This window comes from Lachnoclostridium phocaeense, from assembly GCF_959599685.1.
Lineage (GTDB): Bacteria > Bacillota > Clostridia > Lachnospirales > Lachnospiraceae > Claveliimonas > Claveliimonas monacensis.
Genome location: NZ_CAUGIN010000012.1, coordinates 1 through 24,686 on the forward strand (window position 1 = coordinate 1; position 24,686 = coordinate 24,686).

General features: G+C 49.4%; 35 protein-coding genes and 1 pseudogene. 1 reads left to right on the forward strand and 35 read right to left on the reverse strand.

All coding sequences use genetic code 11. The features are described from left to right. Positions 1-116 precede the first annotated feature (116 nt). The 23 genes and pseudogenes from Q5911_RS07040 to Q5911_RS07150 all read right to left on the reverse strand — a co-directional run bounded on the left by Q5911_RS07040 (position 117) and on the right by Q5911_RS07150 (position 17,286). Positions 117-299, reverse strand: coding sequence for a DUF4250 domain-containing protein (locus Q5911_RS07040; RefSeq protein WP_076780834.1), 183 nt, complete (start codon positions 297-299; stop codon positions 117-119). A gap of 35 nt (positions 300-334) precedes the next feature. Then, complete coding sequence (locus Q5911_RS07045; RefSeq protein WP_303182006.1) at positions 335-895, reverse strand: 5-formyltetrahydrofolate cyclo-ligase; 561 nt, start codon at positions 893-895, stop codon at positions 335-337. Beyond that, a complete protein-coding gene (locus Q5911_RS07050; RefSeq protein ID WP_076777362.1) occupies positions 873-1,094 on the reverse strand; it encodes a DUF896 domain-containing protein in 222 nt (73 codons plus the stop codon). Before Q5911_RS07050 ends, Q5911_RS07045 begins: the two co-directional genes overlap by 23 nt. A gap of 48 nt (positions 1,095-1,142) precedes the next feature. Further along, a complete protein-coding gene (locus Q5911_RS07055) occupies positions 1,143-1,529 on the reverse strand; it encodes a hypothetical protein (RefSeq protein ID WP_076777361.1) in 387 nt (128 codons plus the stop codon). Between the two features lie 60 nt (positions 1,530-1,589). Then, positions 1,590-3,251 carry a putative polysaccharide biosynthesis protein gene (locus tag Q5911_RS07060; RefSeq protein ID WP_076777360.1) on the reverse strand — a complete coding sequence of 554 codons (1,662 nt, stop codon included), beginning with the start codon at positions 3,249-3,251 and terminating at the stop codon, positions 1,590-1,592. A 21-nt stretch (positions 3,252-3,272) separates the two neighbouring features. Beyond that, on the reverse strand, positions 3,273-3,767 hold the full coding sequence (gene ybeY / locus Q5911_RS07065) for an rRNA maturation RNase YbeY (RefSeq protein WP_226394079.1): 495 nt from the start codon (positions 3,765-3,767) through the stop codon (positions 3,273-3,275). Beyond that, positions 3,768-4,766, reverse strand: coding sequence for a PhoH family protein (locus Q5911_RS07070; protein WP_076777358.1), 999 nt, complete (start codon positions 4,764-4,766; stop codon positions 3,768-3,770). Next, positions 4,753-6,033 (reverse strand): sporulation protein YqfD, encoded by a 1,281-nt coding sequence (locus Q5911_RS07075; protein WP_303182014.1) that lies wholly within the window; start codon positions 6,031-6,033, stop codon positions 4,753-4,755. The genes Q5911_RS07070 and Q5911_RS07075 overlap by 14 nt, the downstream gene beginning before the upstream one ends. A gap of 19 nt (positions 6,034-6,052) precedes the next feature. After that, positions 6,053-6,340 carry a YabP/YqfC family sporulation protein gene (locus tag Q5911_RS07080; RefSeq protein ID WP_076777357.1) on the reverse strand — a complete coding sequence of 96 codons (288 nt, stop codon included), beginning with the start codon at positions 6,338-6,340 and terminating at the stop codon, positions 6,053-6,055. Positions 6,341-6,413: 73 nt separating this feature from the next. Continuing rightward, positions 6,414-7,016: a flavin reductase gene (locus Q5911_RS07085; RefSeq protein ID WP_076777356.1), complete on the reverse strand. Its 603-nt coding sequence runs from the start codon at positions 7,014-7,016 to the stop codon at positions 6,414-6,416. Between the two features lie 2 nt (positions 7,017-7,018). Next, complete coding sequence (locus tag Q5911_RS07090; RefSeq protein ID WP_303182017.1) at positions 7,019-7,618, reverse strand: HD domain-containing protein; 600 nt, start codon at positions 7,616-7,618, stop codon at positions 7,019-7,021. 38 nt (positions 7,619-7,656) lie between these two features. Continuing rightward, on the reverse strand, positions 7,657-8,217 hold the full coding sequence (locus tag Q5911_RS07095; protein ID WP_303182019.1) for a DUF4854 domain-containing protein: 561 nt from the start codon (positions 8,215-8,217) through the stop codon (positions 7,657-7,659). Positions 8,218-8,293: 76 nt separating this feature from the next. After that, complete coding sequence (locus tag Q5911_RS07100; RefSeq protein ID WP_303182021.1) at positions 8,294-10,351, reverse strand: HelD family protein; 2,058 nt, start codon at positions 10,349-10,351, stop codon at positions 8,294-8,296. 30 nt (positions 10,352-10,381) lie between these two features. Next, positions 10,382-10,966, reverse strand: coding sequence for a hydrolase (locus tag Q5911_RS07105; protein ID WP_303182115.1), 585 nt, complete (start codon positions 10,964-10,966; stop codon positions 10,382-10,384). A 236-nt stretch (positions 10,967-11,202) separates the two neighbouring features. Then, positions 11,203-11,619 carry a pyridoxamine 5'-phosphate oxidase family protein gene (locus tag Q5911_RS07110; protein WP_076780828.1) on the reverse strand — a complete coding sequence of 139 codons (417 nt, stop codon included), beginning with the start codon at positions 11,617-11,619 and terminating at the stop codon, positions 11,203-11,205. After that, positions 11,619-12,053: a GNAT family N-acetyltransferase gene (locus Q5911_RS07115; protein WP_303182024.1), complete on the reverse strand. Its 435-nt coding sequence runs from the start codon at positions 12,051-12,053 to the stop codon at positions 11,619-11,621. Before Q5911_RS07115 ends, Q5911_RS07110 begins: the two co-directional genes overlap by 1 nt. Positions 12,054-12,168: 115 nt before the next feature. Next, positions 12,169-13,434: pseudogene (locus Q5911_RS07120) on the reverse strand (iron-containing alcohol dehydrogenase). A gap of 69 nt (positions 13,435-13,503) precedes the next feature. Continuing rightward, positions 13,504-13,881 (reverse strand): DUF5655 domain-containing protein, encoded by a 378-nt coding sequence (locus Q5911_RS07125; protein ID WP_076777352.1) that lies wholly within the window; start codon positions 13,879-13,881, stop codon positions 13,504-13,506. 23 nt (positions 13,882-13,904) lie between these two features. After that, entirely contained in the window at positions 13,905-14,921 is a 1,017-nt protein-coding gene (locus tag Q5911_RS07130; protein ID WP_076777351.1) for an aldo/keto reductase, read from the reverse strand. A 47-nt stretch (positions 14,922-14,968) separates the two neighbouring features. Next, positions 14,969-15,670, reverse strand: coding sequence for a formate/nitrite transporter family protein (locus Q5911_RS07135; protein ID WP_278320697.1), 702 nt, complete (start codon positions 15,668-15,670; stop codon positions 14,969-14,971). Next, positions 15,654-16,394, reverse strand: coding sequence for an HAD family hydrolase (locus Q5911_RS07140; RefSeq protein WP_303182028.1), 741 nt, complete (start codon positions 16,392-16,394; stop codon positions 15,654-15,656). The genes Q5911_RS07135 and Q5911_RS07140 overlap by 17 nt, the downstream gene beginning before the upstream one ends. 99 nt (positions 16,395-16,493) lie before the next feature. Further along, the gene (locus Q5911_RS07145; RefSeq protein ID WP_087173878.1) at positions 16,494-16,904 is read right to left on the reverse strand and encodes an RNHCP domain-containing protein; all 411 of its coding nucleotides are present in this window, start codon (positions 16,902-16,904) and stop codon (positions 16,494-16,496) included. Beyond that, positions 16,888-17,286 (reverse strand): RNHCP domain-containing protein, encoded by a 399-nt coding sequence (locus Q5911_RS07150; RefSeq protein ID WP_226394089.1) that lies wholly within the window; start codon positions 17,284-17,286, stop codon positions 16,888-16,890. Before Q5911_RS07150 ends, Q5911_RS07145 begins: the two co-directional genes overlap by 17 nt. 411 nt (positions 17,287-17,697) lie before the next feature. Between Q5911_RS07150 and Q5911_RS14825 the strand changes: the two genes are divergently transcribed. Next, positions 17,698-18,234, forward strand: a complete 537-nt coding sequence (locus Q5911_RS14825; RefSeq protein ID WP_331592051.1) for an FKBP-type peptidyl-prolyl cis-trans isomerase — start codon at positions 17,698-17,700, stop codon at positions 18,232-18,234. Positions 18,235-18,319: 85 nt separating this feature from the next. On the opposite strand, the gene Q5911_RS07160 is transcribed toward Q5911_RS14825, so the two are convergent. The 12 genes from Q5911_RS07160 to Q5911_RS07215 all read right to left on the reverse strand — a co-directional run bounded on the left by Q5911_RS07160 (position 18,320) and on the right by Q5911_RS07215 (position 24,675). Then, positions 18,320-19,297, reverse strand: a complete 978-nt coding sequence (locus Q5911_RS07160) for a hypothetical protein (RefSeq protein ID WP_303182032.1) — start codon at positions 19,295-19,297, stop codon at positions 18,320-18,322. Positions 19,298-19,323: 26 nt separating this feature from the next. After that, positions 19,324-19,476 carry a hypothetical protein gene (locus Q5911_RS07165; RefSeq protein ID WP_226394093.1) on the reverse strand — a complete coding sequence of 51 codons (153 nt, stop codon included), beginning with the start codon at positions 19,474-19,476 and terminating at the stop codon, positions 19,324-19,326. A gap of 38 nt (positions 19,477-19,514) precedes the next feature. Beyond that, positions 19,515-20,396, reverse strand: a complete 882-nt coding sequence (locus tag Q5911_RS07170; protein WP_303182034.1) for an aminoglycoside 6-adenylyltransferase — start codon at positions 20,394-20,396, stop codon at positions 19,515-19,517. A 29-nt stretch (positions 20,397-20,425) separates the two neighbouring features. Then, positions 20,426-21,133: a hypothetical protein gene (locus Q5911_RS07175; protein WP_303182036.1), complete on the reverse strand. Its 708-nt coding sequence runs from the start codon at positions 21,131-21,133 to the stop codon at positions 20,426-20,428. A gap of 74 nt (positions 21,134-21,207) precedes the next feature. Next, entirely contained in the window at positions 21,208-21,651 is a 444-nt protein-coding gene (locus Q5911_RS07180; RefSeq protein ID WP_303182037.1) for a hypothetical protein, read from the reverse strand. A gap of 132 nt (positions 21,652-21,783) precedes the next feature. Then, positions 21,784-21,897 (reverse strand): helix-turn-helix transcriptional regulator, encoded by a 114-nt coding sequence (locus Q5911_RS14930; RefSeq protein WP_334307016.1) that lies wholly within the window; start codon positions 21,895-21,897, stop codon positions 21,784-21,786. Positions 21,898-22,018: 121 nt separating this feature from the next. Then, a complete protein-coding gene (locus tag Q5911_RS07190) occupies positions 22,019-22,345 on the reverse strand; it encodes a hypothetical protein (RefSeq protein WP_303182039.1) in 327 nt (108 codons plus the stop codon). 17 nt (positions 22,346-22,362) lie between these two features. After that, entirely contained in the window at positions 22,363-22,674 is a 312-nt protein-coding gene (locus Q5911_RS07195) for a DUF7000 family protein (protein ID WP_076777340.1), read from the reverse strand. Between the two features lie 329 nt (positions 22,675-23,003). Next, complete coding sequence (locus Q5911_RS07200; protein ID WP_303182040.1) at positions 23,004-23,378, reverse strand: DUF3795 domain-containing protein; 375 nt, start codon at positions 23,376-23,378, stop codon at positions 23,004-23,006. Positions 23,379-23,417: 39 nt separating this feature from the next. Next, positions 23,418-24,125, reverse strand: coding sequence for a GNAT family N-acetyltransferase (locus Q5911_RS07205; protein ID WP_303182041.1), 708 nt, complete (start codon positions 24,123-24,125; stop codon positions 23,418-23,420). Positions 24,126-24,161: 36 nt separating this feature from the next. Continuing rightward, the gene (locus Q5911_RS07210) at positions 24,162-24,494 is read right to left on the reverse strand and encodes a DUF3795 domain-containing protein (protein ID WP_076777337.1); all 333 of its coding nucleotides are present in this window, start codon (positions 24,492-24,494) and stop codon (positions 24,162-24,164) included. Further along, complete coding sequence (locus Q5911_RS07215) at positions 24,487-24,675, reverse strand: DUF6019 family protein (protein WP_076777336.1); 189 nt, start codon at positions 24,673-24,675, stop codon at positions 24,487-24,489. The genes Q5911_RS07210 and Q5911_RS07215 overlap by 8 nt, the downstream gene beginning before the upstream one ends. Positions 24,676-24,686: the final 11 nt, after the last annotated feature.

A 24,686-nucleotide genomic window follows, 5' to 3' on the forward strand; every position in this document is an offset into this window, starting at 1 on the left:
TAATGACATATCTTATATCAGTTTTTTCAGTTTACACAAATCTTGAAACGCTCTCAAGCGATGAGAAAAACCACTGTTCAGAGTTATCCTGAACAGTGGCTTTTCTTTGACTTCTCTTATATAAACTGATTTCTGGATCTGTCATATTCGTAATCAATCCCTTTCAGGGCTTTTGTGATCTCCGCCTTATCCACCTGCATGTCGTCGCACAGGTCGTCCAGATCTCTGTAAAAATCCCGCAGCTTTGTATTTACCACACCAAGCATCAGCACCGGATCTCCCGGAAGTTTCTTCATCATCTGTCCTGTCTCTCCTTTTTCATTTTTTGTACGTCTCATCTGTTCTCGATCATTCTTTTGTCTGTGGCGATCACCTGCGCCCTTCTGTCATGGGCCTCATGGGGAATCTCCTCCAGCACCTGGAAATCAAAGGCAACAGCCATGGGCAAAAGCTCCGGGTGGAGCTGCAGATACCTGTCATAGTAGCCTTTTCCGTAGCCTATCCTGTATCCCTTCACATCAAAGGCACTGCCCGGCAGGATCAAAAGCCCCTCTTTTCCATCCGCCATCCGGCACTTCCTCGGATCCGGCTCCCTGACACCGAAATTTCCCGGAGCCGTCTCCTGCAGAGAACGGATATAGTAAAAATCCATTCTCTCCCCGTCAGTCTTTGGCACAGCTACAGACTTTCCCATTTCCCAGGCCTTTTCCATGAGATCTGCTGTCCCGACCTCATTTCGGAAATCCACATAGCAATAGATGGTATTTGCCTCCTGAAACCAGGGATGGGCAGTCACTTTATGAAAGATAGCCGCTGTCTTTTCCCGCCAGTTTAGGCAGTCCATCTCCTCCCTTAGACCCAGGATACGCTTTCTAATTTCCTTTTTTTCTTCCATATTTCTTTCCGAGATCTGTGACAGAGCCGTCTTTTTCCTGTATGGATATGTTGTTCAGCTGTCCTCTCAGATTTTCCCTGACAGATGCGATATACTCCTGACGCAAAAGCTGCTGCTCTTTCTTCTCCGCGTCAGTCAGCCCTTCTGCCTTGGATTTATGGTAGAGTTCATTGATCCGCTTTATCTTGTTTTCATCCATTTTTTCTTCCTCATGTATATTTTTTGTAAATTTGGGAGCGGCCTGCTCCTAGCTCGTGTAATTCTCAAGAAAGCTGTAGAGAAGCTCTGTGCTCTCAATATACTTTCCGTTTTTGACTTCATTTTGCACTGTAGCCGGAAGGGAGGAAACTTCAATGCTCGTGTAATCATAAGCCGTCTTTTTGTCACTCAGGAAAACCACTACATATCCATTGACTTCCATCAGATAGTAAGCGTCCTCCTTAACCGCGTCTCCCTCTGTGGTCACAGTCTGTCCGCTCTGCTGCTCCTCCTCTTCTTCCTCCTGTCCGGCGAGGGCCACTTCCTCCCGGGCCCGCTCCACCGCTCTTTCATAGGTAAAATGATAGGCCGCGGCCAGAATGATAAAGGCTGCCAGAGTGGCAGTGAAAAAACCGATACTCAACTTTCTCTTCATAAGGACAACTCCTTTTTTTAGTAAAGTATCGGCAGATTTTCCACAACTTATACACCGCCCTTAGCGGTATCTTCCCCTGATCAGATGCAGTTTCCTGCATATAGAAACAAGAGTGGCTCCCTTAGGTGCAGCCAGGATCTCCTCTTCTGTAATGCCTCCAAGTCCTACCAGACTGATGCCGTAAGCTATAACTGCCGCGATCACCGCCAGCACAGTGGCCGGCATCTCGCCAATGAACAGCACACCCAGAAGATGCACAAGAAGGGCAACAATACTCATGATCACAGACGCAATGGCCGGTATCACAAACGTCTGCCGCTGCTCCTGCACATATCCGCAGGTCTCCCGCAGGTCGTGGGCATTCAGGATACAGATGGACGCAGCAAATATGATCTTGCTGACAGGAATAGAATAAATTCCCCACTTAAAGACAACCAGCATGATGAACAGGGACGCCACATGGATCACCAGGGAGATAGCTGCATTCTTCACAGGTTTGCTCATCTCATCCAGTCCCTGAAGCGCTGCGTTCGTCACAGTAGACAGGCAGAAAAACACCACAGAGATGCCTCCGATCCTCAGCATGAGTGCCGGAATCGCATTATCCTGGGTAAAATACAAAAGGTCCAGAAGGGGACCTGCCAGGGAAATAAATCCAGCTGCGCAGGGGATCGCGATCATCATGTTAAAACGTGAGACCATATTGATCTTGCTGTGGATCTGCTTCCGGTTCCCGGTCTGGATGGTAGCCACCAGGCTGGGAATGAAGGAGGAAGCCAGGGCGCTTGACACACTCAGGGGGATGTTGGTCATTGTGTCATACTGCCCGTTCAGCATACCCAGAAGGGAGGAGTACTCTCTCTCTGCCATCCCCTGGGCGGACATGATGTTGGAAAACATGGTCTGATCCACAATGTTGCTGATATTGTAGACTGTGGCACTGAGTATGACAGGAGCGATGGTACAGAGGAGTACTTTGTACACCTGCCCCCTCGTCTCCAGCCTCCTGGTCCTGTCTCTTCTCATCTGCTTCTTCAGCCTTGTCTTGTAAGCCGCAAACACGAACAGCAGAAACAACAGTGCGGTCAATGCGCCGATAACCGTTCCCAGCGTTCCTCCGGCAGCGGCAAAGGCAGCGCCGTACATTTCCTTCTCCTCGCCGCTTGCCATAGCCCGGCCTGTCTGCATGAGAAGGTAGGCACCTACAACGCTGACAATGGCATTCATCAGCTGCTCGATCACCTGGGAGACAGCCGTGGGGATCATGGTACCGTAGCCCTGGAAAAATCCCCGCAGGACTCCCAGGAACGCAACGATCAGGATGCAGGGCGCCAATACGCGCAGAGCATAGACGCTCATGCCCATCTTCAGTATATCCGTGGAGATAAATCCGGCACCAAAAAACACAATGGCAGTCACGATGCCGCCGGCTGCCAGGGCAAACACCATCGCCCCCTGGAACACCCGGTAAGCGTTCTTATACTGTCCCACGGCCACTCTGGCGGACACCAGCTTGGACACGGCCATAGGAAGGCTGTAGGAGGTGAGCATCAACGCAAGGCTGTACACCTGGAAAACGACGCCGTAGTATCCGTTCCCCTCGCTGCCCATAATATTGGTCAGGGGGATGCGGTAGGCAAGCCCCACCACCTTGGTGATCATGGCGGCTGCGGCAAGTATCGTCCCCTGTGCCAGAAAGTTCGTTCCTTTTTTCTTAGACATAATATTGCTCCATATCTTTTCCTATCGTAAAATCTGGAGTTGTTCCAGAATATCCCTCTGCTTCTGTTCCATAACGAGCCGCTCCTGCTCCTCGATATGGTCATATCCAGTTAAGTGTAACACAGAATGGGCGATTAAGAAAGCATATTCTCTCTCCGCTGAGTGGCCGAAAGCCTCCGCCTGCTCCAGCACTTTCTCCTTGGAGATTACAATATCACCCAGGACAAGCTCTCCGCTTTCGGGATCAAAGCAGTCCTCTCTCTCTTCAAGGAAATCAAAGTCTCCAGGCTCTGCGTACTCCAACATAGGGAAAGAGAGCACGTCCGTGGGTCTGTCAATTCCCCGAAACTGCCGGTTCATCTCATGGATCTGCTCATTTGTGGTGAGGAGCAGGTTCACCTGCGCCTCGTAGGGGCACCCCACATAGTCCAGGGCCGCCTCAATAACTTTGCCAGCCAGTTCTTCACAGGGAAGAGGCAGTTTTACCGCCCCTTCCTCTTCAAAATAAAGTGACATTTATTTTCTCCTTCTGTCTCTTCCTCTGCTCTTTTTAGACTCCGCTTTTGCCTCATACTCCTCGTAAGCCTTGACGATCCTCTGAACAAGGGGATGGCGCACCACATCCCTGCTGGTCAGATGGCAGATGCTGATATCGTCAATATTCTTCACCACATTGACGGCCACGTCCAGCCCTGAAACCTGGCCGGACGGCAGGTCTTTCTGTGTGGCATCCCCGGTGATCACCACCTTGGATCCAAAGCCGATGCGGGTCAGGAACATCTTCATCTGGGCGGGCGTGGTGTTCTGGGCCTCATCCAGTATGATAAAGGCATTGTCCAGCGTCCGGCCTCTCATATAGGCAAGAGGCGCTACCTCGATGAGCCCTTTCTCTGAATTCTTCAGGAAACTCTCCGCCCCCATGATCTGATACAGGGCATCGTAGAGGGGGCGCAGGTAAGGATCAATCTTGCTCTGAAGATCTCCAGGCAGAAAGCCCAGCTTCTCTCCCGCCTCAATGGCCGGCCGGGTCAGTATGATCCGACCCACCTCGTTATTTTTAAATGCCGTAATGGCCATAGCCATGGCCAGATAAGTCTTTCCCGTTCCCGCCGGGCCCAGGCCAAAGACGATCATCTTCTGCCGGATGGCATCCACATATTTTTTCTGTCCGAGAGTCTTGGGCTTGATGGGCTTGCCCTGGAGGGTATGGCAGATCATGTCTCTGTCTATCTCCAGCACCTGATCCTCCTGATCCTCCATGGCAAGAGAGAGGGTGTAGTCCACATTCTGTTCCCGGATCTCATTGCCTCTACGTGCAAGCTCGGTCAGCTGCGCCAGAACGCTCCTGGCCTTCTGGGCCTGCCCTTCTTCCCCCAGGATCTTCACTGTGTCTCCCCTGGGGATCAGCGTCACGTGAAGTGTGCGCTCGATCTTTTTTGCAAAGCTGTCAAACTGGCCGAATACATGCATCTGATACTCAGCCGGAATATCGATGGTCAGTTCATTCATTCCCATTCGTCTGGTCTTCCCTTTCTGTCTGGTCTTCCGCCTGGGGCTCCGGAAGGATCTGCGTGGGGACTTCCCCCGCCACAGGCCCTCTCACAGTCAGTGTGCCCCGGGCACAGGCCGCATTTTGCTCTGTGTATATTTTAACATCATTCTCTATAATTTCCAGTCCCTTTTTTTCTATGTCCTGGCAGGCCTTCTCAAATCTCCTGCTCAAAAGCTGCTGCAACTGACTGTCCGTGTAGTTTTCCCGGCGGACACTGCAGGGAACGGCCGTCCTTCTTCCCCAGAAAAGCGGAAGGGAAAAATTCTCCCCCACAGTCAGCTGGCTCTCCTCTACATAGTAATCATACTCCTGATAATTGTTCTTCAGCCGCCCAAAAGAAAAAATTCTGTCTCCCGCCCGCAAAAAGAGCTCTTCCTGCCGCACCAGGTTATTCCGTTCATACTGATAGCTTCGTATCTCGAATTCTCTTTCCATGGTGTCCTCATAGGAGATCTGATACTCTCCTGTGATGTCAGCCTGGGCTTTGCAGTACCTGTATCCGGTCACTTCCCCCGCGTCATTTTTCAGATCCAGCCTTCCATTTACGAGAAGATCTCCTTTTTTCACCTGGTCCCCCTCATGGACCAGCGGCGTCCCCTGTCTTGTGACAATGGAGAGAATGGTGCAGTCCTGTGTGGCGGCCAGGTCCGTTCCTTCTGTTTCCTGGGCCCTGCCCCCTGTCTGCGCCGATAAGTGTTCATTTTCCTTCACCTGTATGACAAGCCTGGTCCCGTGCACAGAAGCCGAGACCCACACCAGATCTGCGTATGCGCCCCGCAGGTCATCTGCGATCTGGTCGCAGTCCACGCTCCCTGCTGTCATCCCACAGTAGACATCCCTGGAGCGCAAAAAGGAGAGGAGCGCTTCATCCGTCCTCCTTAAGTTCCCTCTGATGTCTATCTCCCATATAAAGAGGGTGAGAATATAGACAAGGCACACCGCAAGAAAGGCACCTGCAAAGAACAGCTTCCGCTTCCGGTATCTGTGTAAAAAAAAAGGAAGGCCATACCGCCGCCTGACCCTCACCTTTGTCCCGGTCTTCTTTGAAAGAGCTTTGATCTTTCGGAAATCTTTCAGTGTCATGTACATCTCGTAGGCGCCGCCAGCAGAGCGCAGCCCCCACAGTTCAATGCCTCTGTGGCTGCAGGCGTTCAGGAACCGCTCTGGTGAGTATCCCTCCACCCGGATCAGAAGATATCCCTTTATGTATCGGATCATGGACCAGATCAACTGTTCATCCTCCCATCTCTCATTTATATTCTATACTGTTGATCAGCCCGGTGATCTTCATCTCTGTGTTAGTGTAATATTCTATGGACAGGCGCTTCCCTGTCAGGCGGATCTGACCGCTCCTTGTATTGATGCGGATCAGCTCCTGGGTGTATTCCTGTATTCCCCGGTAGTTTTCCACCCGGATCTCCTGTCTGCCCGTAGCTGTGAGGACCGGGAGGGACAAAAGCAGTTCTCTGGGTACTTCCGCCGCACCTGCTATGCGGCTGCGAAGCAGCATATCCTCGTCTTTTCCTTCTCTTTTCATGCCGAATGCCCCACATAGCTTTATACCTAATCTATGCGGGGCATTTATCCTATATGCATATGCTGCTCTCTGATCAGATCTTCTCAAAGTCAGCGGCGCCGTGCTTGCAAACAGGACAGATAAAGTCCTCAGGCAGCACATCTCCCTCGTAGATATAGCCGCAGATCTTGCATCTCCAGCCTTTCTTTTCCTCCTTTGCAGGTGCCGGCTTAATGTTGGAGTGATAGTAGGCATAGGTGGCTGAAGCAGCGCTATCAAGCACCTCCCCGTCTGTAACGTCTGCCAGGAACAGCGTGTGGGTCCCCAGATCCATGGTGTCCACCACTTTTGCGGAGAGGTAGGCATTCGTGCCTTCTGTGATGTAGTACAGTCCATTGGCAGAGCGCTTTGCCGATCCGTAATCTGCGAACTTGTCCACATCCCGGCCGCTCTGGAAACCGAAATGGCGGAACGTGTCAAAAACTGCCTTCTCAGACAGGATGGACACATTGAAGACTCCTGTGCGCAGGATCATGTCGTGGGTATAGTTGTTCTTGTTCACAGCCAGTGTGATCCGATTCGGCGTTGTGGTCACCTGTCCTGCCGTGTTGGTGATACACCCATTGTCCTTTTCTCCCTCTTTTGCAGTCACTACAAACAGGCCATAACTCAATTGAAACATTGCTTTCATATCCATACTTATTTTCCTCCTTTGATCGTTCCCTTCTCCACATTGGGGTCAATCCAATTCTTCCTGGCGTATTCCCAAAGTATTTCCGAACCTGTGTGGGTATTTTGATTCCTGCCCAGGATCTGAGACAACTCCACCTGATGCTCCACCCAGCCCTTCCCGTCTGTGACAGCGTTGAGCATCATGGGTTGGAGGTTGTCCATGCAGCGGGCAAACCTGGCCTCCGGTGTAGCGCAGGCCTCAAATTCCTCCCACAGGCTTTTCAGCTTCTCTCCCTGATCAGAGGGCAGCAGACCGTAGAGTCTCTCCGCAGCCTTTCGCTCCCTCTCCTTCTGTGTCTTCTTCCCCTCCTCGTCGTAAGCGTAGGTATCCCCCGCGTCGATCTCCACGATGTCGTGTATGAGAAGCATAGTCACTGTCCTGAGCACATCGATCTTCTCATTGGCGTACTCCGAGAGGAGAACGGTCATAATGGCCATGTGCCAGGCGTGCTCCGCATCGTTCTCCTTCCTCTCCCCGTCTGACAGATACGTCTGCCTTCCGATAAATTTCTCCCTGTCGATCTCACGGATAAAAGAGAACTGCTTCTCGATTCTTTCCTGATCCATGGCTGTCACCCTTCCTTTTCGTCCTTTCGTATTTCCCGTCACTGGGGATCCTGCTGGGACGTGTATTCCCGGGCAGCGATCTGTGCCCCGTTCATGTCCAGGTACCGCACCACCACGGTGGGCTGCTCCACGTTGACCACATCCTTCAGGGAGTCAGCCACGGACTGCAGCGCATCGGCCTGTTTCTCCAGCTCCTCCTCCAGCACAGGGGGCATCTCCTCTGTCATAGCCAGGGTCTTGTAAGTGTACTCGTAAATCAGGCGGTTGCCCTCCCCCCGGATGGCAAAGCCGATCTCATCTGTTTTGTACTCCTCAAGCGCGCTGTTCACTATGTTCTGCACCAGATCCGAGGACGCATACTCTTCCATGCTGTCGTAGAAATAGTAAATCTCCTGCTCTGCCGTTGCCTGGGCCTGCTCAGCTGCTCTCTGTGCCTCCCGAGCCGCTTCCCTCTCTTCTTCGGCCAGGCGTTCTTCCTCCTCTGCCTGGGCCTTGGCCCTGTCAGACGCCTCATCTTCTGCCCCACATCCTGCGGCCGTAAAAACCAGTACAAAAGCCAATAGCGCGCACAGGAGCTTCCCTGTGCTCTTCCTCCTCATATGCAGTTCCTCCTCATAAAGATATTTGTATTCATCTTATAGCAGAAGAGGTATATTGTCAACAAATTGTATGTTTTCAAAGATAATATTCGGAATTTTCTTCAAACATATACAGTTCGTGGAGAGCTCGTGTTGCGCAGATATACTTTGCCTGCGTAAGAAGGGGGTTTACCTTCTTCTCATTCCACACAGTAAACACCTGATCAAATTCCAGCCCCTTGGCCAGGTAAAAGGTAGTCACTGTGAGCCCCGGCTTAAAGGCGTTGCTGTCCCTGTCAATATAGGACAACGGAAGTCCTCGTTTCTTCAGGAGCTGGCTGATCTCCCAGGCCTCCTCCTCGGTCATGGCCAGCACCGCAGCCGTCTCAAAACCGTCCTCCCCGCTGATCTTCAGGTTCTCCTCCACTTTCTCAAGGAGCTGTTCCATATTTTCAAAAGAGGCCTCCATCACCTCTTTTCCGTGGCGTTCCAGCAGTCCAGGCACTTCGCTTCCATGAATGCCGGCAGCGTAGGCCGCAATCTCCACCGTGTTCCGGTAGCTCTTGTCCATAACAATTTTCCGCACTTTCCTTCCAAATACTTTTGGCAGAAAAGGAAGCACATCCTGTACATGATCATCCATGGTCTGGAACTTGTCCCCCAGGATCGTCATACTGCAGGAAAAAAGCTCTGCCAGGATCAGATACTGGATATAGGAGTAATCCTGCATCTCATCAATGACAAGATGCTTCACCCGCCTGTGGTTCCCTCGTCCCATCAGCCTGTACTTGAGATACAGCATGGGGAAGACATCCTCGTACTCCAGGACCCGCTTTTCACAGGGGACATCCGCAAGACAGGGGTATCTGCAGTCTTCCATAAGCCAGTTATAGATGGTATAGATATCTTTTGTCACATACATGCGGTCAAATTTCTCCTGGACATACTCCCGCTCCTCATCGGAGAGATCCCGGTCCCTGAGCGTCTCAAACTCATCCACAAAATACTCCATCACCGCATCCATTCTTTTCAGCAGGGGAATATCCTGAAACTTAACGTAAAACAGCTGGATCAGTTCACTTTCCGTTTTCTTCAGTCCCTTAAATTCTACATCCTTAAAGTCCATCAGGCTGTCCTCGAGAAGTGCGAGAAATCCCTCTATCTGAGCCGCCATCACTTCTGACTGCTTCTCTTTATAGATCCGTTCCCTCTCCTCATCCGGGAATTTCATGGTCCGCTCCAGATGATGCCACCGGTCTTCACAGTCAGCTGCGGTGCCTTTCAGTTCTTTGTAGGCAAACAGATCAAAGCTCATCTCCTGCACCGGCTCCTCTCCCAGCTCCGGCAGAATATGGGAGATATAGTCTGCAAAGACGCTGTTCGGGGACAGGATCAGCACATCCGAAGATTTCAGATTTTCCCTGTCATGGTACAGAAGATAGGCGATCCTGTGGAGAGCCACAGAAGTCTTGCCGCTGCCCGCCACACCCTGGATAGCCAGGATCTTGTCCTTTGTGTTGCGGATGATCGCATTCTGCTCCTTCTGAATGGTGCTGACAATATTTTTCAGCTTTATATCCCCGTTTGTACCCAGCTCCGTCTTCAATATCTCATCATCGATCTTTGTGTCGCTCTCAAAAGCGTAGATCATCTTCCCTTTTCGGATCTTGTACTGTCTCTTGGCAGTGATCTCGCCCTCCAGGGTACCTGCAGGCGCCTGATAGGAGGCCGGGCCTTTGTCATAGTCGTAGAAAAGCCCGCTAACCGGCGCTCTCCAGTCGTAGATCAGAGGTGTCATACCGGTATCCTCGGCAAAATTCCCGATGCCGATATAAAAGACTTCTGCCTCCTCCTCACCGTCATAGACGAAATCAACACGCCCGAAAAAGGGAGAATCCAGCATCTTTCTGAACCGTCTTCTTTTAAGAAGCAGCTCATTGTTGGCATTTGTCTGACTAAGAAGAGCCTGCTGATTGTCATAATCCTCATAACCGTACTGGTCCATCTCAGTATAGTTCTCCCAGTAGTAGTCATGCATACTCTCAATGTCTTTCTGCCCTGCCAGGATAGACTGGTCCAGCTTTTCTATCCTCTCTTTTAATTTTTCTGTTACCTTTTCTAAAAAGGAAATTCCTTCTGTGTAGCAATAATCCATAAATGTTCTATTCCCTCTACTTTGTCTACCTTACATGCCTGCCATTTCTTCCTGGATCTCCTTCTCGCAGGACTGCATGGCCTGCAGGGTCTTGCCGAACAGATCATTCAGCTCCCAGCCAAGTATCTGCGCCCCTTGCCGTATGATATCCCTGGAGCATCCGGCTGCAAAACGCTTGTCTTTAAACTTCTTTTTGACACTGGACACTTCCATGTCCATTACGCTCTTCGAAGGCCGCATCAGAGCCGCCGCCCAGATCAGGCCCGTCAGCTCGTCCGCGGCAAAGAGAACCTTCTCCATCTCACAGGCAGGCTCCTCATCCGAGCAAATGCCGTATCCGTGGGAACACACGGAGTGGATCATGTCCTCCCCCACTCCTCCTTCTCTGAGAAGTTCCGGCGCCTTCTGGCAGTGCTGCTCCGGGTACAGTTCAAAATCAATATCGTGAAGGAGTCCTGTGATCCCCCAGTATTCTTCCTCATCGCCGTATCCCAGCTCGCGGGCATACCAGCGCATCACCTTCTCCACAGTCAGTCCGTGCTGGATGTGGAAGGGTTCCTTGTTATATGTTTTCAGAAGCTCCAGCGCTTCCTCTCTTGTCACCTTGCTCTTCATCATACTTGCCTGCCTTTCTTCTGTGTAGTCCGGTGAGTTTAAGTTTTATTATACCAGATGCTGACGCTGGTATCCAGATGTATATTATACTCTACATGTAAATGATAGAAGGATAAATACCAGAAGAAGTGGTCTTATAGCAAACACTAATTTTTACCGGCACACATAGCGATCTGTTTTGAAAACCCAAAAAGGCTGTCCTCCATGGACAGCCTTTTCTAAAGTGGACTTCCCCGTCAGATTTCAAAGTCCTCCGACTTCATATTGCTGTAGTAGCGCCCCTTCTCTGCCGTGAATTTGAGCACACAGTAATCCGGGTCCGTCACGCCCTCCTTGTAGAACAGCGTGTCTCCCTCCAGCCAGAGCCGCTCCTTCACCTCCGGGTCCTCCAGTACCTCCACTGTGCCGGACAGGCTGGCGCCTCTGAAATAGCGCCTGTCCATGAAGTAGATGCTGGCCTTCGGGTTATCCCGGAAGCATTTCACCTTGTTGGAGGATGTGTTTGTGGAAAACCAGAATGTCCTGATCCCCTCCCTCTGCCTTGGCTTCAGCATGGCCTTTGTCACCGGAAAGCCCTCTCCGTCCACGTAGCTTATAAAGCAGTTGCCCGCCTTGTCCGCCATATTTCCTATCGTCTTTTCTGCATCCCTCATCATCTTCCTTCTCCTTCCCACACCATCTCATACTCTCTTTCTCCGGTATCCGCATCCAGTCCCTCCTCCCGGATGCGGAACCCGTTTTTCAGATAAAAGTCCACTGCTCTCTCATTCTTCTGGTATACCCGAAGGGCGAGAGCGCTATGGCCTTTTTTAGCGAAGTCCAGCAGGGCGGTGCCGATACCGCCTGACCGCTTTTCACTTCTCACAAAAATACCCTCTATATAATCCCCGTTCAGACCTATAAATCCGTCCGGGCAGTCTGTCTCCCCCTCGTACACATAGAGGGCCGCGCCTGGCAGCAGGCTTCTAACAAACTCCTCCACGTCCTTCCAGTACTGCTCCGGGATAAAGCTGTGGGCCTGCAAATTGCCCGCGAGCCAGAGCTCCATGACCGCTTCTAGGTCCCTCTCCTCAAATTTTCTGACCATCCTCTCTTCACCCACTCCGCACTCAAAAAATCCTCTCTGATGCCATATTATACTGTATCAGAGAGGATTTCTCAACTATCCTATAAGTGTTTCTACTCCTTATACCATTCTGCCTTTACAGGGCTTCCAGGTAGATCCGGGACACTTCCTCCTCTGTGAACACCTTGGGGTGGTTCTGGAGGCCGGCCGCAGAGACCTTGAAGGCATTTTGGGTCATCCATTCCACATCCTCCGCAAGGACCCCCTCCGCCGACAGGGTGGTCCGCAGGTCCAGACGACAAAGGAGCGCCTCGATGACATCCACACAGTCCTTTTCATCCCTGCCTCCCAGACATTTTGAAATGACGGCAAATTTCTCCGGGGCTGCCTCTATGGTGCGCCTGTAGATGACCGGAGTGAGGGCTGCCAGGCCTCTGCCGTGGGTGATATTGCGCATGCCGCTGGCCGGATGCTCCAGCCCGTGGGGAGCGGTCACTCCGGCCTAGTTGATCACCATGCCGCCGTATGTGCTGGCAAGGCATACAGCGCTCCAGGCATCCATGTCCATGACAGTAAGGTCCGTGAGCCCCTTTTTCTTCTCTTCGTAGATTTTCACCAGATTTGCGCCGATGAGCCGGATGCCCTCCAGCGCTATGATTTCCGTGATAGGATCGCAGATTTTGCTCATATAGGCCTCCATACAATGGCACAAGGCGTCATATCCAACGGATGCCAGAACGCGGGCCGGCATAGTCGTCATCAGCTCCGGGTCAACGATGGACGCCCTGGCGATGACTGCATTATCCCGCAGAGACTTTTTGTCCCTCGTCCCGTCGTCTGTGAGCACGGCAAAGCAGTTTCCCTCGCTGCCTGTTCCGCAGGTGGTGGGCACAAGGACAAGGGGCAGGGCCCCGCTTCCTTTCTTTGTGCCGTAGATATAATCAAAAACAGGGCCCTCATTGCAGGCCGAGAAGGCCACCGCCTTGCTGCAGTCCATGATGCTTCCCCCTCCCAGGCCCACGACCACATCACATCCCTTCTCCCTGGCAATGGCGGCCCCTCTCATAGCAGTGGACGCAAGGGGATTGGGTTCCGCCTCGTCAAATACCGTCACTTCTAGCCCCTCTTTTTCCAGCAGTGCCTTTGCCCGGTCCAGCAGCCCGGATTTCTTTGTGCTGCCTCTCCCCGTCACGACCATGACCCTTTTACCGTATCTTGCTGCCTCCTCTCCCAGTACTTCTGCCTTACCGGTCCCGAAGATCAGATTGACCGGGAGATAATGGCTGAATGTTCTCCTCATGATAGCTCTCCATCCTTTCTGTGTCTCATTCTGAAAAATGTAAAAACAGAAAAGGAGCCGTGATATCATCTCACAGCTCCCTTGCCATATTTCCATATTCATTTCTCAATGAGCCTATTATAGATAGCTTTTCTTCCATCTGTCAAGACTCCGTCTTAAAAATCTTCCCTGTCACTTCGCAGCAGAGAAGGCAGCAGCCTCCTCCACCCATCCAAGCAGCTCCTCATCGATCTGCTCTTCCTCCGAAACAAGCACATGGTGGGTCCACCGGTTCGGATAAGGCTCTGTCGCAATGTCGATGCGGGGAGACTCTTTTTTGTATGCCAGCCCAAAAGTGACCACAATGTAGACTGGCGGCCGCTCCTTTGCCTTTCTTACTTTTGCAAAGGAGACACAGGCAAAGACATGCCTGTTGCTGTAGGTGATCTGCGTCTTCTGTACTTTGATGTGCACGTCTTCCACCCGGGAGAGAACTTCTCTTTCAAACTTCTGATACAGGGGAAGGGCCTCCGGCATCTGATCAAAAAACTGCAGCAATTTGTCATCCATTTTTATCTCTCCTGCTCCATCTCCTACTTCAGAAATGTCTTGTAATCCTCATAGTTCTTTGCCAGAAGTTCCGGCGTGTTCAGTCCGTAAGGACATTTGCTCATGCACTGGCCGCAGTGGAGGCAGTTCTCGATCAGCTTCATCTTTTCCTGCCACTCCTCGGAAAGCCATCCCTCCTGGGGAGCACGGCGCAGCATCAGACTCATTCTGGCGCAGTTGTTGATCTCAATCCCTGCCGGACAGGGCATACAGTACCCGCAGCCGCGGCAGAAATCACCGGAGAGCTGCTCTTTGTCCTTCTCGATCTCCGCAAGAAGCTCACCGTCAAGCTGCGGCGGACAGACCTGATAGGAGAGGAACTCGTCCAGCTCCGACTCTCTTTGCACACCCCAGATCGGCGCCACATGGGCAAACTGCGGCTGAGCCATGTAGGCGTAAGCACAGGCCGAATTGTGGATCAGTCCCCCGGCAAGACCTTTCATGGCGATAAATCCCATGTCCGCCTCCCTGCAGGCTTCCACGATCTCCAGATCCGCATCCGCCGCCAAGTAAGAGAAGGGGAACTGCATCGTCTCATAGAGTCCGGACTCTATCGCCTCCTTCGCCACAGCGATCCGGTGGTTTGTGATACCAATGTGACGAATCTTTCCCTGCTTTTTCGCCTCCAGAGCTGCATCGTAAAGGCCGGACTCATCTCCCGGCTTCGGGCAGAAGGACGGATTGTGGAACTGATAGATGTCTATGTAGTCTGTCTTCAGCTTTGTAAGACTTTCGTCCAGATCCTTCCACATATCCTCTGCTGTCTGGGCCGCTGTCTTTGTGCTGATGATGATTTTGTCCCTTGTGTACTCAAAGGCAGCCCCCATCTTTTCCTCGCTGTCAGAGTAGGCCCTGGCAGTGTCAAAATAATTGATGCCATTATAAAACGCTTTCTGCAGCAGGTAGACTGCATCTTTTTTACTAATGCGCTGAATAGGCAGCGCCCCGAAACCATTCTTGTTTACTTCAATCCCTGTCTTTCCTAAAATCACTTTGTCCATGCTCTGTTTCCTCCGTTTCATTTTGTATGTTTATCTTTTGCTGTCTTTTATTTTCTCTCTGAACCGCCGCTGCCCTTTCTCTGATCCAGGCTGCGGACCGCCCAGGCGATAAACATGCCGCCGGCCAGATTTCCTGCCGTGACAAAGGCCAGTACCTTCAAGGCCTCCAGTCCATTGATCCCGAACTGGAGCCAGCAGCAGGACAGGTAAAACATGTCCGCCACAATATGCTCAAACCCGCAGAATACAAAGGCGGTGATAAAAAGCCACACATAGAAGATCTGGGCAAAAGAGCCATTTTCATACCTGGCGCCGATGAGAACGGCAAAGGCCACAAAGAAGCCGCAGAACACAGCCAGAATAAACAGACTCAAAGGCCCGTCCTGGAGTTTTGTCTCGCTGATCCTGGCAAGGGGTTCCCGGATGGTCTCCTTAAATCTCGTCCCCTGCACAGCGGCCGCCACAGCCAGCGTCCCGATGCCGTTTCCCGCCCAGGCAATGGCCACATCTCCCCAGCCATATCTCCCGTCATACACCAGCAGAGGGCAGACCCTTGTCACAAGCATGTTGTGAAGATTAAGGACAAGGAGGATGCCCACCGCAAAAAAGAGACTTCCCACCAACGTATTGGGGATCGCAAGATAGGTCATGGCGCCCATGGAAATGAACACACCCGCCATGATACTGCTCATCCATTTTTCTTTCATCTTATTTTCCTCTTTTGTTTTCCTGTCAGTTCTTCTGTCCAAGAAGGATATCCTTAAGCTTTTTCATATCCATCTGCTCCAGAACATAGTCTGCCTCCGGCAAAGGCTCGTCCGGAGAGATATCGGTCCGCACGTAGACCGTGGCAAGCCCGGCCTGTTTCGCTCCCTCTATGTCGCAGGTTCCGTCATTTCCCGTCATAACCGCTGTCTCTCTGGCTACACCGCAGGCAGAAAGAAGTGTCTCATAAAAAGCCATGTCCGGCTTTTTGCAGCCATACTCCGACGAGATAAAAATGCCGTCAAAAAAGGGAGTGAGTCCCAGGGCCTGCATCTCATACTCCGTAAAAATCTTCTGGGCATTTGACAGAAGGTATATCTTCTTCCCATGTTCCCGCAGAGCCTGGAGCATCTCTTTTGTTCCCTCATAGAGCCGCAGGCGGTCCATGGAAAGGATGCGGAAAAACTGTCCCGCATATCTCACAAGGGGCTCATCTGCCTGCACGCCCTTTGCGCGGAACAGAGCCTCAAAGACATCCTCGATCTGTATCTCCGGGAACGCCTCATGGGCATCTTTTCTAACTCCTCGTTTTCCTGCGCTCAGCTCTTCTGTCAGCCTGCCGTAAGCCTCCCGCAGCTCCCCGGGCGTGTAGAAAGCTCCGTAAAACGCATAGAAGAGAGCCAGTTTTTCCCACAGTTCTTCTTTCTTTTCGTCTGTGTGTATATCCACCAGCGTACCATACAGGTCAAAAATACAGGTCTCGTACATCTTAAGGCTCCTCTCGTTTTGTCTTATTTATTATACCCTCAATTCACGGGATAGACAATATCACTCTCACGCAATCATCTTTTTTCCCGAATCCGCTGCCTAGCTTTCCATGGATACTGTCATATCCCGGATCTCTTCCCGTGAGACAGCGCTGCTCCCAAAGGGCCGCATGGCAAGCGCCATAAGCTTCATAGGATTATCATCTGCCGCAATGCGGTTTGATCCGATCTTTCCGCAGCGCAGACAGCGGTGTATGATGGCCCACTCTCCATTCTTTCTGACCCACACGCCTATGGGCTCCATCCGGCCGTGACAGTCTGATGCCCGGTCTCCCGGCTCCCTGTCCAGATGCAGACTGTACAGGCAGTTGGGACAGTGATTTCTGTGGCTGCTTCCAGCTCCCGCAGGCACGACCGGCCACCCGCACACCTTGCACGTAAAAGGATCCATACAGGGATGCGTCCGGAAATATTTCTTGTCATATTTTCGCTTTTTATTTTCTCTGTTCATTTTTCTTTTCTCCTTCTCTTCTTCTGAGCTCTCCTCGTCCGCCCATGATCCTTGTCAGCTCTTCCAGCCTCTCAATGGGAAAAGGCGGTGAGGACAGAGGTCTGGAGGCAATGGACATCACTTTTATGAGATTGTCTTTCTCCGACATCTCCACAGTGGTCATCTCTCCGCAAAACCGGCATCTCTCCACGATCTCCCAGGCATCGTTCTCTCTCACCCAGATCCCCACCGGCTCCAGTATACCGCCGCATGGCTCTCCCTCCTCGTCTGCACTGTGTATGCCTGACAGGCAGTTGGGGCAGTGATCCGGCCAGGGTTCTTTATCCTGTAAGTCTGATATCCAGCCGCAGCAGGGACATCTGTATTCTTTTTCTTCTTTCATGATCTTTCTCCTCTGATTTTGTATTCTGCATCTTTTATGACCACAAAAAAAAGACAACCCTTCCATCCGGGTTATCCGCATATCTGTCCTGTTCTGTATCAGACTTCACTTTTCCACAGTAAATAGAACTGCCTTTTAATCAAAAGCCAGCCTGATGCCACTATCCGCAGACAGATACAACAAATAAACCCATCTCCATAATATAGATGAGACAAAATCCGTTGTCCTTTTTATTAGCGAATAGCCGACATCAAGCCACCTCCCTTATTTTGCTTTTTCCATCATAGCACAGCGCTCCTCCACGCACAAGCCCTGATTTTTCTTATTTTCCTCCCGGAAATCACAGATTGATCATATTTTCCCTGTAAAATAATAAAAGACATTTTTAACGAAACGAGGTAAGAGTACACAATGAAAAAAGAAAATCGAAAAATGGCACAGCAGCGCAGAGCACAGGAACGCCGCAAAAAAGAACGCATACGCAAGCTCAAAAAATTCCTCACCATAGCAGTTCCCTGTCTTGCCGTCATCCTTCTCATTGCAGTCATAGCCCTCTCTTCCCGCTCATCCGGGGACGACTCATCTTCCGGCAGAACCGCAGAAGGCACCTCCGGCACAGACACAGCGGACACCAGCAGCGATGAGACGGGCAGCACCTCCTACTCAACTGACACATCACTCACTGTAGAGAGTGGCGACACAGTCAACATTGACTATGTAGGAACGGTGGACGGTGTGGAATTTGAAGGCGGAAGCACAGACGGCGCAGGCACAGACCTGGTGATCGGCTCTGGCTCCTACATTGACGGCTTTGAAGACCAGCTCATCGGTGCCCATCCGGGCGACACAGTGGAAGTCAATGTCACCTTCCCCGAGGACTACGGCGTAGAGGACCTGAACGGAAAGGCTGCTGTGTTCACGGTGACTATCAACGGGATTTACGAATAATCACACTTTTTAAAAGCCATATACCACCGCATTTTCCTATGCCTGGTATATGGCTTTTATATCCTGCTTTTGAAGAACTCCTTCTTTATGGCTGCTCTGGCAGTGCGCTTTTCTCCTGCTCACCCGCATGCAGCACAATCTGCTCCAGTTCCTGTGCCAGGTTCTCCTGCCTGGCCCCACAGGTCTCCACCACCCGAATAAGGCTATCCATGGCATTACCAATCCGTCCTCTGGTCCGGCGTGCCCGGTCCAACCCTTCTTTGATTTTGTCGTGGACGACCCAGTCAACAAGGAGACCGTCAAAGAAGTAGTCGGCAAAGGTAAGGAAACCTCCCAGATCTATCTGGATATCTCCGGAAATCTCCTCTTTCACGTCCGCCAGTTCTGTCCGAAAGCCCCGCAGGGCTCCCTGGAGTTCCTTTGTCATTTCCTGTATCTCATTCAGCCCGTTGTATTTCACAACATCTGTCAGAATGCTCCCGCCGATCAGGTCAACTGTACTCCATCCCTTTACATGCTCCAGTTTATCCACCACCTGCTCCGCAATGTCGTAAGCCTTCTGTCCTGCTTCCAGAGCCTCACTCACTTCTCTTTGCTGGTTTTCCAGGAACGCAAGCCGCTGCTCCAGCTCCAGGATCCTGGCCGCTGCACCGTCTCCTCGCTCTTTGATCTGTTTCTTTTTTTCTTCCAGCAGCCGGTCATACTCTTCCCTGGCCTTCCGAATCTGGGAGAGAGCTCTTTCACAATGATCAATATCCTTCTTTACCGCCTGCAGTTCACCATATGCCGCATCAAATTTCAAGGCAGCAGCCCGGGCCTCCTCCTCTTCTTTGGAAAGCTTCTCTTCCGCCCTGCCGGAAACCCTGTAAAAGAATGCCGCCAGGCTTCGCCCGTTCAGCCTGTCCACATCCTCCTGCTCGTCCAGCATGATCTTTTCAAGCTCCGCAGTCCGCTCTTCCAGTTCTTTCTGCTGCTCCAGAAGATCTGCATATTTTGCATCCAGCCTCTTTTTCTCCATGATCTTCTGCTGCAAGCGCTGCAGATCACTGTCATAGCAATTCATATCCGCCCCTCCTTTATTTTATCTTTTCATTCTTTTTTCCCGCTTATCACGCATCCAAATGCAACTCCAAGCGCAAGCCCCAGTGCCAGATTGTCTGTCAGCAGCCCGAAAACAAGGCCCAGACTAATCCCGATTGCAATGCCGCTGTCAGAATTTTTGTTTTCATCCATTTTCTTCATCGTGCAATCTCCTATATTCTCTTTACAGGTCCATCGGGTTAGTAGTCTGCTCCGGAGCCGCCGGACACTGCTTTCACATAGGTTATGAAGCCCTGCTCGTACTCCTCCGGATATACCACGCCAAGGCTCTCTGCCACCAGAACTGCCGTTTCGCGAAACAGACGGCAGGAAGCGTCCATGGACTTCCAGAAATGCGCATAGCTGCTGTCAGGGAACGTCTGCTGGTATAGCCGGTAGATCGTTTCCGGAAGATACCGTTTAAAATATTTATTCTGCTTGCCGCAGGAGACCGAATAGTCTGTCCTGCTCCCTATATACCACCCCAGCATAATTTCAAGCATATGGTGGGGCTGTGCATAATAGGTCGTCATGGCAAAGGGAAGTTCATCCCGGAAGATCCCCTTTGCCACATCACAAAGAGACCAGAAAAATTCATTGCAGCATCCCCGAAATTGCTCCTCTCCGGGCTTTCGGACATAAAAGTCTTCATCTGTCGGTGGCGGCAGCTTGGGAAGACATCCTGTTTTATCCAGAAGCGGGAGAAAAAGCTTGTTTCTGTTGCTCCCTTCCCGCATGGCCTCCACTGTCTCGACGCCGATGTCAATGCGGTTGCCGTCTTCAAATATGAGCAGCCAGGAATATGTCTTATCATAGTGGCTGCGCAGGCCAAAGCGATCGCCGTATCCAAACACATCATCCTGCTCCTGCTTCAGAATGACCTTGCCAAAGGGATCCATCCACGACAGATTCGCGCGGAAACTTTCCGTCTCCTTCACCACATACATAATATCAAAATCCTGGTAAATGTCCCTGAGAACATTGGGGTTTGCCCTTGATCCCTTCAGATACGCCGCCAGCACACGGTCGTCGGACCTGGCAGTGTTGATAATGATATGAAACATTTCTTCCTCTGTGCGCATATGTTCTTCCCTCACTTACAGCTCATCTGTCATTTCCTTCTCTTCGTAATGATTTTATCCGGATCGGTATGCCGCAAAAAATATGCGTCCATATCCTCGATTCCTGTCATATTGTCATTTAGTGACATATGTCTGGTTTTTGTGTAAACTTTGATCTTTTTCATTGTCTCCCAGCCGGAATCTATCCTGGTCTTCCGGATGATCCTGGTCACTTCATCCACATGGAAAGTGTATTCTCTTCCTGCTGTGGGTCTGACAGTTACAATGGCACCCTCAGTTGTTACCCGGAACCGCCATATCCGGAATCCCCAGGCAAGAAACGGGCTGGCCAGCAGAACAGATACACTGGCGAATACTATAGAAAACATCAGACTTGCAATATCCAGCACTGTAATCAGCACCACCGGGAAAATAAGAGAGAAAACTGCCACAGCCACAATGACATAATAGGTTTTTGACCAGTATACTTCCGTTTTTAGCCCGAGTTCCGTTTCAAACAGGACTTTACCGTCATCATCAAAAAAGAGTACTTTTTTACCACAGTTCTTTCCATACCGGGTAGCTTTATAGATCAGATCAAGCCTGTCCTGATCCGTCGCCTCTCCCGCATGCCGGATCCAACGGACAGAATCAGCGTATGCATAAAAGCTCCCAAGGCAGGCTTCCCCGTCAAACCTTGCAATGTTTCCATTATCATCTTCAATCTGCACGTATCCCTTCGTACCTGTAACCTTCAACTTACACCCGCCCCTCAAAGGCATTCTCTGCCATGAACAGACCTTTCACAGCCCCCGCTCTTAACGCTGTCTGATCATAAAAGCCCCATTTCTTCCAGTTCTTCGGCATCCTTCAGATTGCATATAATGACTGCAAAGTTCTCCGCAACAAATTCTGGTTCCTCATAAATATTTTCATTGATGCTTTCATCATAGTATCCTGTGGAAGTCCTCAGCAGAACATGTCCATATGTGTCTTTGTCAGAATTGCAGCTTAGTACAACAGTGCAGCCACAGCTCTCCAGCACAGGCAGCTGATACTCCTCTATCATTTTTTCCTCCCGGCAGTTTTTATATATTACCGGTATGTTGTCCGGCGTGAACCATTCTGATATTTCCAGCGCATTCCCTTCATCAGTGACATAGTATTTTCTTCCTGCTGGCTCAGGCTCACCCTTCTCTAAAAAAGAGAGATATTCTTGTGGAATCGGATAGCCAAACTCCCGGTCTGCCCAATCCTTAAAATTCTGACGCATCATATTCCACACCACCTTCCGGCGTATAATAAATGTATATTTTGTAATAACGACTTTCTCATCTGCATCTAATAATGGTGCGGACTGCTTTTCTCTATTATATCATCTGATTATTCCCCTGTCATTTTCATTCTCCTAATTTGAAATGGTCTGCCTTGATACAGAAACTCTTTCTGACAGTTCTTCCTGTGACAGATTTACTTCCGCCCGATATTTTTTTATCTGTTTACCAAGCTCCATCTTTTTCATCTCCTGGTATCCAAATCATAATTAAAGTGATGTTATATATCAATCAAATTTTGTTGACATACCAGTAAAAATGCTGTCAAAATCCTTTGACAGTAATACAAATAAGGCAATTCATTCCAACTCAGCTTACAAAATATGTTTCTTCTATTTTATGATACCTCCAGACAATCACAGCGATGCCCACAGTACAGGTCAGCGCAAAGATCAAAACCGAATAAGCTGGTGAAAAGAACGCAATAATCCCTCCTATAAACAGGGGGATGGCACAAACGCACCACATCTTACCTATTGCATGATTATAGGCTCTTACATCCTTTATCTTTGATTCAGGAATTTGAACACCGCCCCAAAGCCACATGGGCTTTTTCCTGTTCATGGCATAAATACCAATGAGTATAAACAGTACGGCTGCTGACCACATGATGATGAAATATATTCCATTATTCATAACCACTCCTCCAATCCTCAAGATCCCGATCCTGCGCGATTAATGACATTTTGGGTCATATTTTCTTTATCGCTAAAATCTATTTTAGTTTCTAAAATCACTTCTAAAACAGAATATTTTAGATTTTTATTTTTCAAATAGCCATTAGTGAAATAAAAATATGTATAGTAGAGATAACCAAATGCAACACTGCTCGTCGTATACGCTTTGGGGAAATTTGCTTTTAGCTCTGCAACATACTTTGTCAAAGTTACGTATGCCACTCGTATATAGCCATTATTGAGTTGCTCTTGGTATATCTCTAAACACTTTTGAATATCATCTGCCATTTTCAACCCCTCTATAAATTAGGATTCATAAATTAAGTTTCATATATATGGAAGTATCCATAGGGCTGTCATTATAGCTGTTTATCTCATAAAAACCAGTTAAACGGATTTAATAGTTCCAGGAAAAAATGCAGGAAAGTATCCTTGAACTTTTCTTTGGCATTTGCCTTCCCTTTCCTGGTACTAAAAAGTGCGCGTATGAGTGAAATCAATACAATTACTGGAATATATATAATCAGTACAAGAATGATAATTTGAATCAATTCCATAATTCCCCTTCTGATCAAAAGCTGTTACCTGCCTTTGTCCATACAAAAGCAATTCCAGATCTATCTATGTCCGGTTTTTATATATTCTATCAGCGCGTCCATGTCATCGAAATCGTCATAATCACCATTTATGCCTTCGCGGTGATAAATCACTCCATTTTTCTCATTCCTTTCAAGGCAGTCCAAAAGGTAATCCTCTCCATACCTTCTGGCAAATTCTGTGAATGCAAATGGTTTTATTTTACTTAACAAGCCTTTTGTGCATTTATCCTTGCACTCATAACAATGCTCAATCCCTTTAGAAATTGAACATTTCCTGTTTTCACACCACTCCTTATCCGGACATTCGCCCGAATCGCAGCCGGCACACGTCTCATTTTCAGAGCACAAACAACAGGCAAGGCCACAGCGGGCAATTCCTAACTCTCGTCTCATAAAACACCTCTCCATTTCAGATCTAAACTTTTATTCCTGCTATTTGCAAAATGAAATATCCCGAACACCAAATGTATCCGTCCATAAAGGCATATAACCGCTTCGGATGGCAACTGCCTGTGATGCGATATTGGTTACTGAAGCACTGTAAAACGGTATTTTCCCTTGTTTCAATATTTCAACAGTCAGATTACGTACCAGTAGAGAAGCCAGTTCTTTCCCTCGAAACTCCTTCTTAACATCAATTCCAACTTCCCGCAGTTCGCTATTTACATAGGACGCCCCTGCTAATGCAATAATATCCTTATCTTTCTTAGCGTAGAGAACAATGCATGTCGAAGTATTGCCATTTTCATCGAATGACAGTGAATTATCAAATCCTTTTATCCCATATAGTTTCCGTATTTCATCGGCAACGACTAATTCATACGTATAGCCTTCAATAAAAGGCAATCGTTCCATCTGGTTCATATCCGGGACATAATAAAGTGTCTGACCAAACACATAATGACTTTCATATAGCTCATCCCGGCTTTTTCCGTCAAGGTGCCTCTTTCCATCAGAAAACATATCTGAAGACAACGTAATAATATCTGTATCTCCAACACTGAGAATTTTTATATACTTCTCTGGTTTCGTAGCATCCTCAATAAAAACCGTTTCACCCGTATGTAAATCCTGCATGCTGCAATTCATTTGTTCCGCAATATATCTATAAACTGTCTCTCTGATATCCTGTCGCCGCATCTTCTGTCCACTCCCTGTCCAAAGACTTTGCTTCATTCATTCTTTCAAATTCTTCAAAGCAGCCGGATTGTTCTCCAGGATCGCTCCAACAGTAGGACAGCTTTCTAAATCCAGACAGTCGCCACAAGTAGCAACGCCCTTTTTCAATGCACACTGACGAATACCGCACATACTATCACAAAATACAGTTTTCGCTCCGTCGACACGACACCCCTGGCAGTTAATATGTTCGGGAAGAATAGGTGCATGATTCAGTTCAGCCCATTGCTTTGCCGTTTTTATTCGCAACTCCTGGTCATCATTAATTGTCGCAAGATATGCATCACAGTTTTCACAATTCAGTCCACAATATGCAATCATTTTATTCATTGTCTTCACCATTCTCTTTTTTCAGTAGTGCTTCAAGTTGTAAATCTTCTGATAGCTTTTTACCTGTTATATTTTTATAAGCTTCTTTTATTCCATTTTTTACAGCCCATTTAATAACAAAATATAATGCAATCAGTACAATGATCGCTGTACCGGCACTAATTCCTAATTCTTGAAACATTTTTATTTATC

What these genes read in the sequence shown, in the direction of transcription:
- Q5911_RS07040 (WP_076780834.1), bottom strand. Translation starts at nt 299, where the DNA reads ATGATGAAGAAACTTCCGGGAGATCCGGTGCTGATGCTTGGTGTGGTA.
- Q5911_RS07045 (WP_303182006.1), bottom strand. Translation starts at nt 895, where the DNA reads ATGGAAGAAAAAAAGGAAATTAGAAAGCGTATCCTGGGTCTAAGGGAG.
- Q5911_RS07050 (WP_076777362.1), bottom strand. Translation starts at nt 1,094, where the DNA reads ATGGATGAAAACAAGATAAAGCGGATCAATGAACTCTACCATAAATCC.
- Q5911_RS07055 (WP_076777361.1), bottom strand. Translation starts at nt 1,529, where the DNA reads ATGAAGAGAAAGTTGAGTATCGGTTTTTTCACTGCCACTCTGGCAGCC.
- Q5911_RS07060 (WP_076777360.1), bottom strand. Translation starts at nt 3,251, where the DNA reads ATGTCTAAGAAAAAAGGAACGAACTTTCTGGCACAGGGGACGATACTT.
- ybeY (WP_226394079.1), bottom strand. Translation starts at nt 3,767, where the DNA reads ATGTCACTTTATTTTGAAGAGGAAGGGGCGGTAAAACTGCCTCTTCCC.
- Q5911_RS07070 (WP_076777358.1), bottom strand. Translation starts at nt 4,766, where the DNA reads ATGGGAATGAATGAACTGACCATCGATATTCCGGCTGAGTATCAGATG.
- Q5911_RS07080 (WP_076777357.1), bottom strand. Translation starts at nt 6,340, where the DNA reads ATGAAAAGAGAAGGAAAAGACGAGGATATGCTGCTTCGCAGCCGCATA.
- Q5911_RS07085 (WP_076777356.1), bottom strand. Translation starts at nt 7,016, where the DNA reads ATGGATATGAAAGCAATGTTTCAATTGAGTTATGGCCTGTTTGTAGTG.
- Q5911_RS07090 (WP_303182017.1), bottom strand. Translation starts at nt 7,618, where the DNA reads ATGGATCAGGAAAGAATCGAGAAGCAGTTCTCTTTTATCCGTGAGATC.
- Q5911_RS07095 (WP_303182019.1), bottom strand. Translation starts at nt 8,217, where the DNA reads ATGAGGAGGAAGAGCACAGGGAAGCTCCTGTGCGCGCTATTGGCTTTT.
- Q5911_RS07100 (WP_303182021.1), bottom strand. Translation starts at nt 10,351, where the DNA reads ATGGATTATTGCTACACAGAAGGAATTTCCTTTTTAGAAAAGGTAACA.
- Q5911_RS07105 (WP_303182115.1), bottom strand. Translation starts at nt 10,966, where the DNA reads ATGAAGAGCAAGGTGACAAGAGAGGAAGCGCTGGAGCTTCTGAAAACA.
- Q5911_RS07110 (WP_076780828.1), bottom strand. Translation starts at nt 11,619, where the DNA reads ATGAGGGATGCAGAAAAGACGATAGGAAATATGGCGGACAAGGCGGGC.
- Q5911_RS07115 (WP_303182024.1), bottom strand. Translation starts at nt 12,053, where the DNA reads ATGGTCAGAAAATTTGAGGAGAGGGACCTAGAAGCGGTCATGGAGCTC.
- Q5911_RS07125 (WP_076777352.1), bottom strand. Translation starts at nt 13,881, where the DNA reads ATGGATGACAAATTGCTGCAGTTTTTTGATCAGATGCCGGAGGCCCTT.
- Q5911_RS07130 (WP_076777351.1), bottom strand. Translation starts at nt 14,921, where the DNA reads ATGGACAAAGTGATTTTAGGAAAGACAGGGATTGAAGTAAACAAGAAT.
- Q5911_RS07140 (WP_303182028.1), bottom strand. Translation starts at nt 16,394, where the DNA reads ATGTACGAGACCTGTATTTTTGACCTGTATGGTACGCTGGTGGATATA.
- Q5911_RS07145 (WP_087173878.1), bottom strand. Translation starts at nt 16,904, where the DNA reads ATGAACAGAGAAAATAAAAAGCGAAAATATGACAAGAAATATTTCCGG.
- Q5911_RS07150 (WP_226394089.1), bottom strand. Translation starts at nt 17,286, where the DNA reads ATGAAAGAAGAAAAAGAATACAGATGTCCCTGCTGCGGCTGGATATCA.
- Q5911_RS14825 (WP_331592051.1), top strand. Translation starts at nt 17,698, where the DNA reads ATGAAAAAAGAAAATCGAAAAATGGCACAGCAGCGCAGAGCACAGGAA.
- Q5911_RS07160 (WP_303182032.1), bottom strand. Translation starts at nt 19,297, where the DNA reads ATGAATTGCTATGACAGTGATCTGCAGCGCTTGCAGCAGAAGATCATG.
- Q5911_RS07165 (WP_226394093.1), bottom strand. Translation starts at nt 19,476, where the DNA reads ATGAAGAAAATGGATGAAAACAAAAATTCTGACAGCGGCATTGCAATC.
- Q5911_RS07170 (WP_303182034.1), bottom strand. Translation starts at nt 20,396, where the DNA reads ATGCGCACAGAGGAAGAAATGTTTCATATCATTATCAACACTGCCAGG.
- Q5911_RS07180 (WP_303182037.1), bottom strand. Translation starts at nt 21,651, where the DNA reads ATGATGCGTCAGAATTTTAAGGATTGGGCAGACCGGGAGTTTGGCTAT.
- Q5911_RS14930 (WP_334307016.1), bottom strand. Translation starts at nt 21,897, where the DNA reads ATGAAAAAGATGGAGCTTGGTAAACAGATAAAAAAATATCGGGCGGAA.
- Q5911_RS07190 (WP_303182039.1), bottom strand. Translation starts at nt 22,345, where the DNA reads ATGAATAATGGAATATATTTCATCATCATGTGGTCAGCAGCCGTACTG.
- Q5911_RS07195 (WP_076777340.1), bottom strand. Translation starts at nt 22,674, where the DNA reads ATGGCAGATGATATTCAAAAGTGTTTAGAGATATACCAAGAGCAACTC.
- Q5911_RS07200 (WP_303182040.1), bottom strand. Translation starts at nt 23,378, where the DNA reads ATGAGACGAGAGTTAGGAATTGCCCGCTGTGGCCTTGCCTGTTGTTTG.
- Q5911_RS07205 (WP_303182041.1), bottom strand. Translation starts at nt 24,125, where the DNA reads ATGCGGCGACAGGATATCAGAGAGACAGTTTATAGATATATTGCGGAA.
- Q5911_RS07210 (WP_076777337.1), bottom strand. Translation starts at nt 24,494, where the DNA reads ATGAATAAAATGATTGCATATTGTGGACTGAATTGTGAAAACTGTGAT.
- Q5911_RS07215 (WP_076777336.1), bottom strand. Translation starts at nt 24,675, where the DNA reads ATGTTTCAAGAATTAGGAATTAGTGCCGGTACAGCGATCATTGTACTG.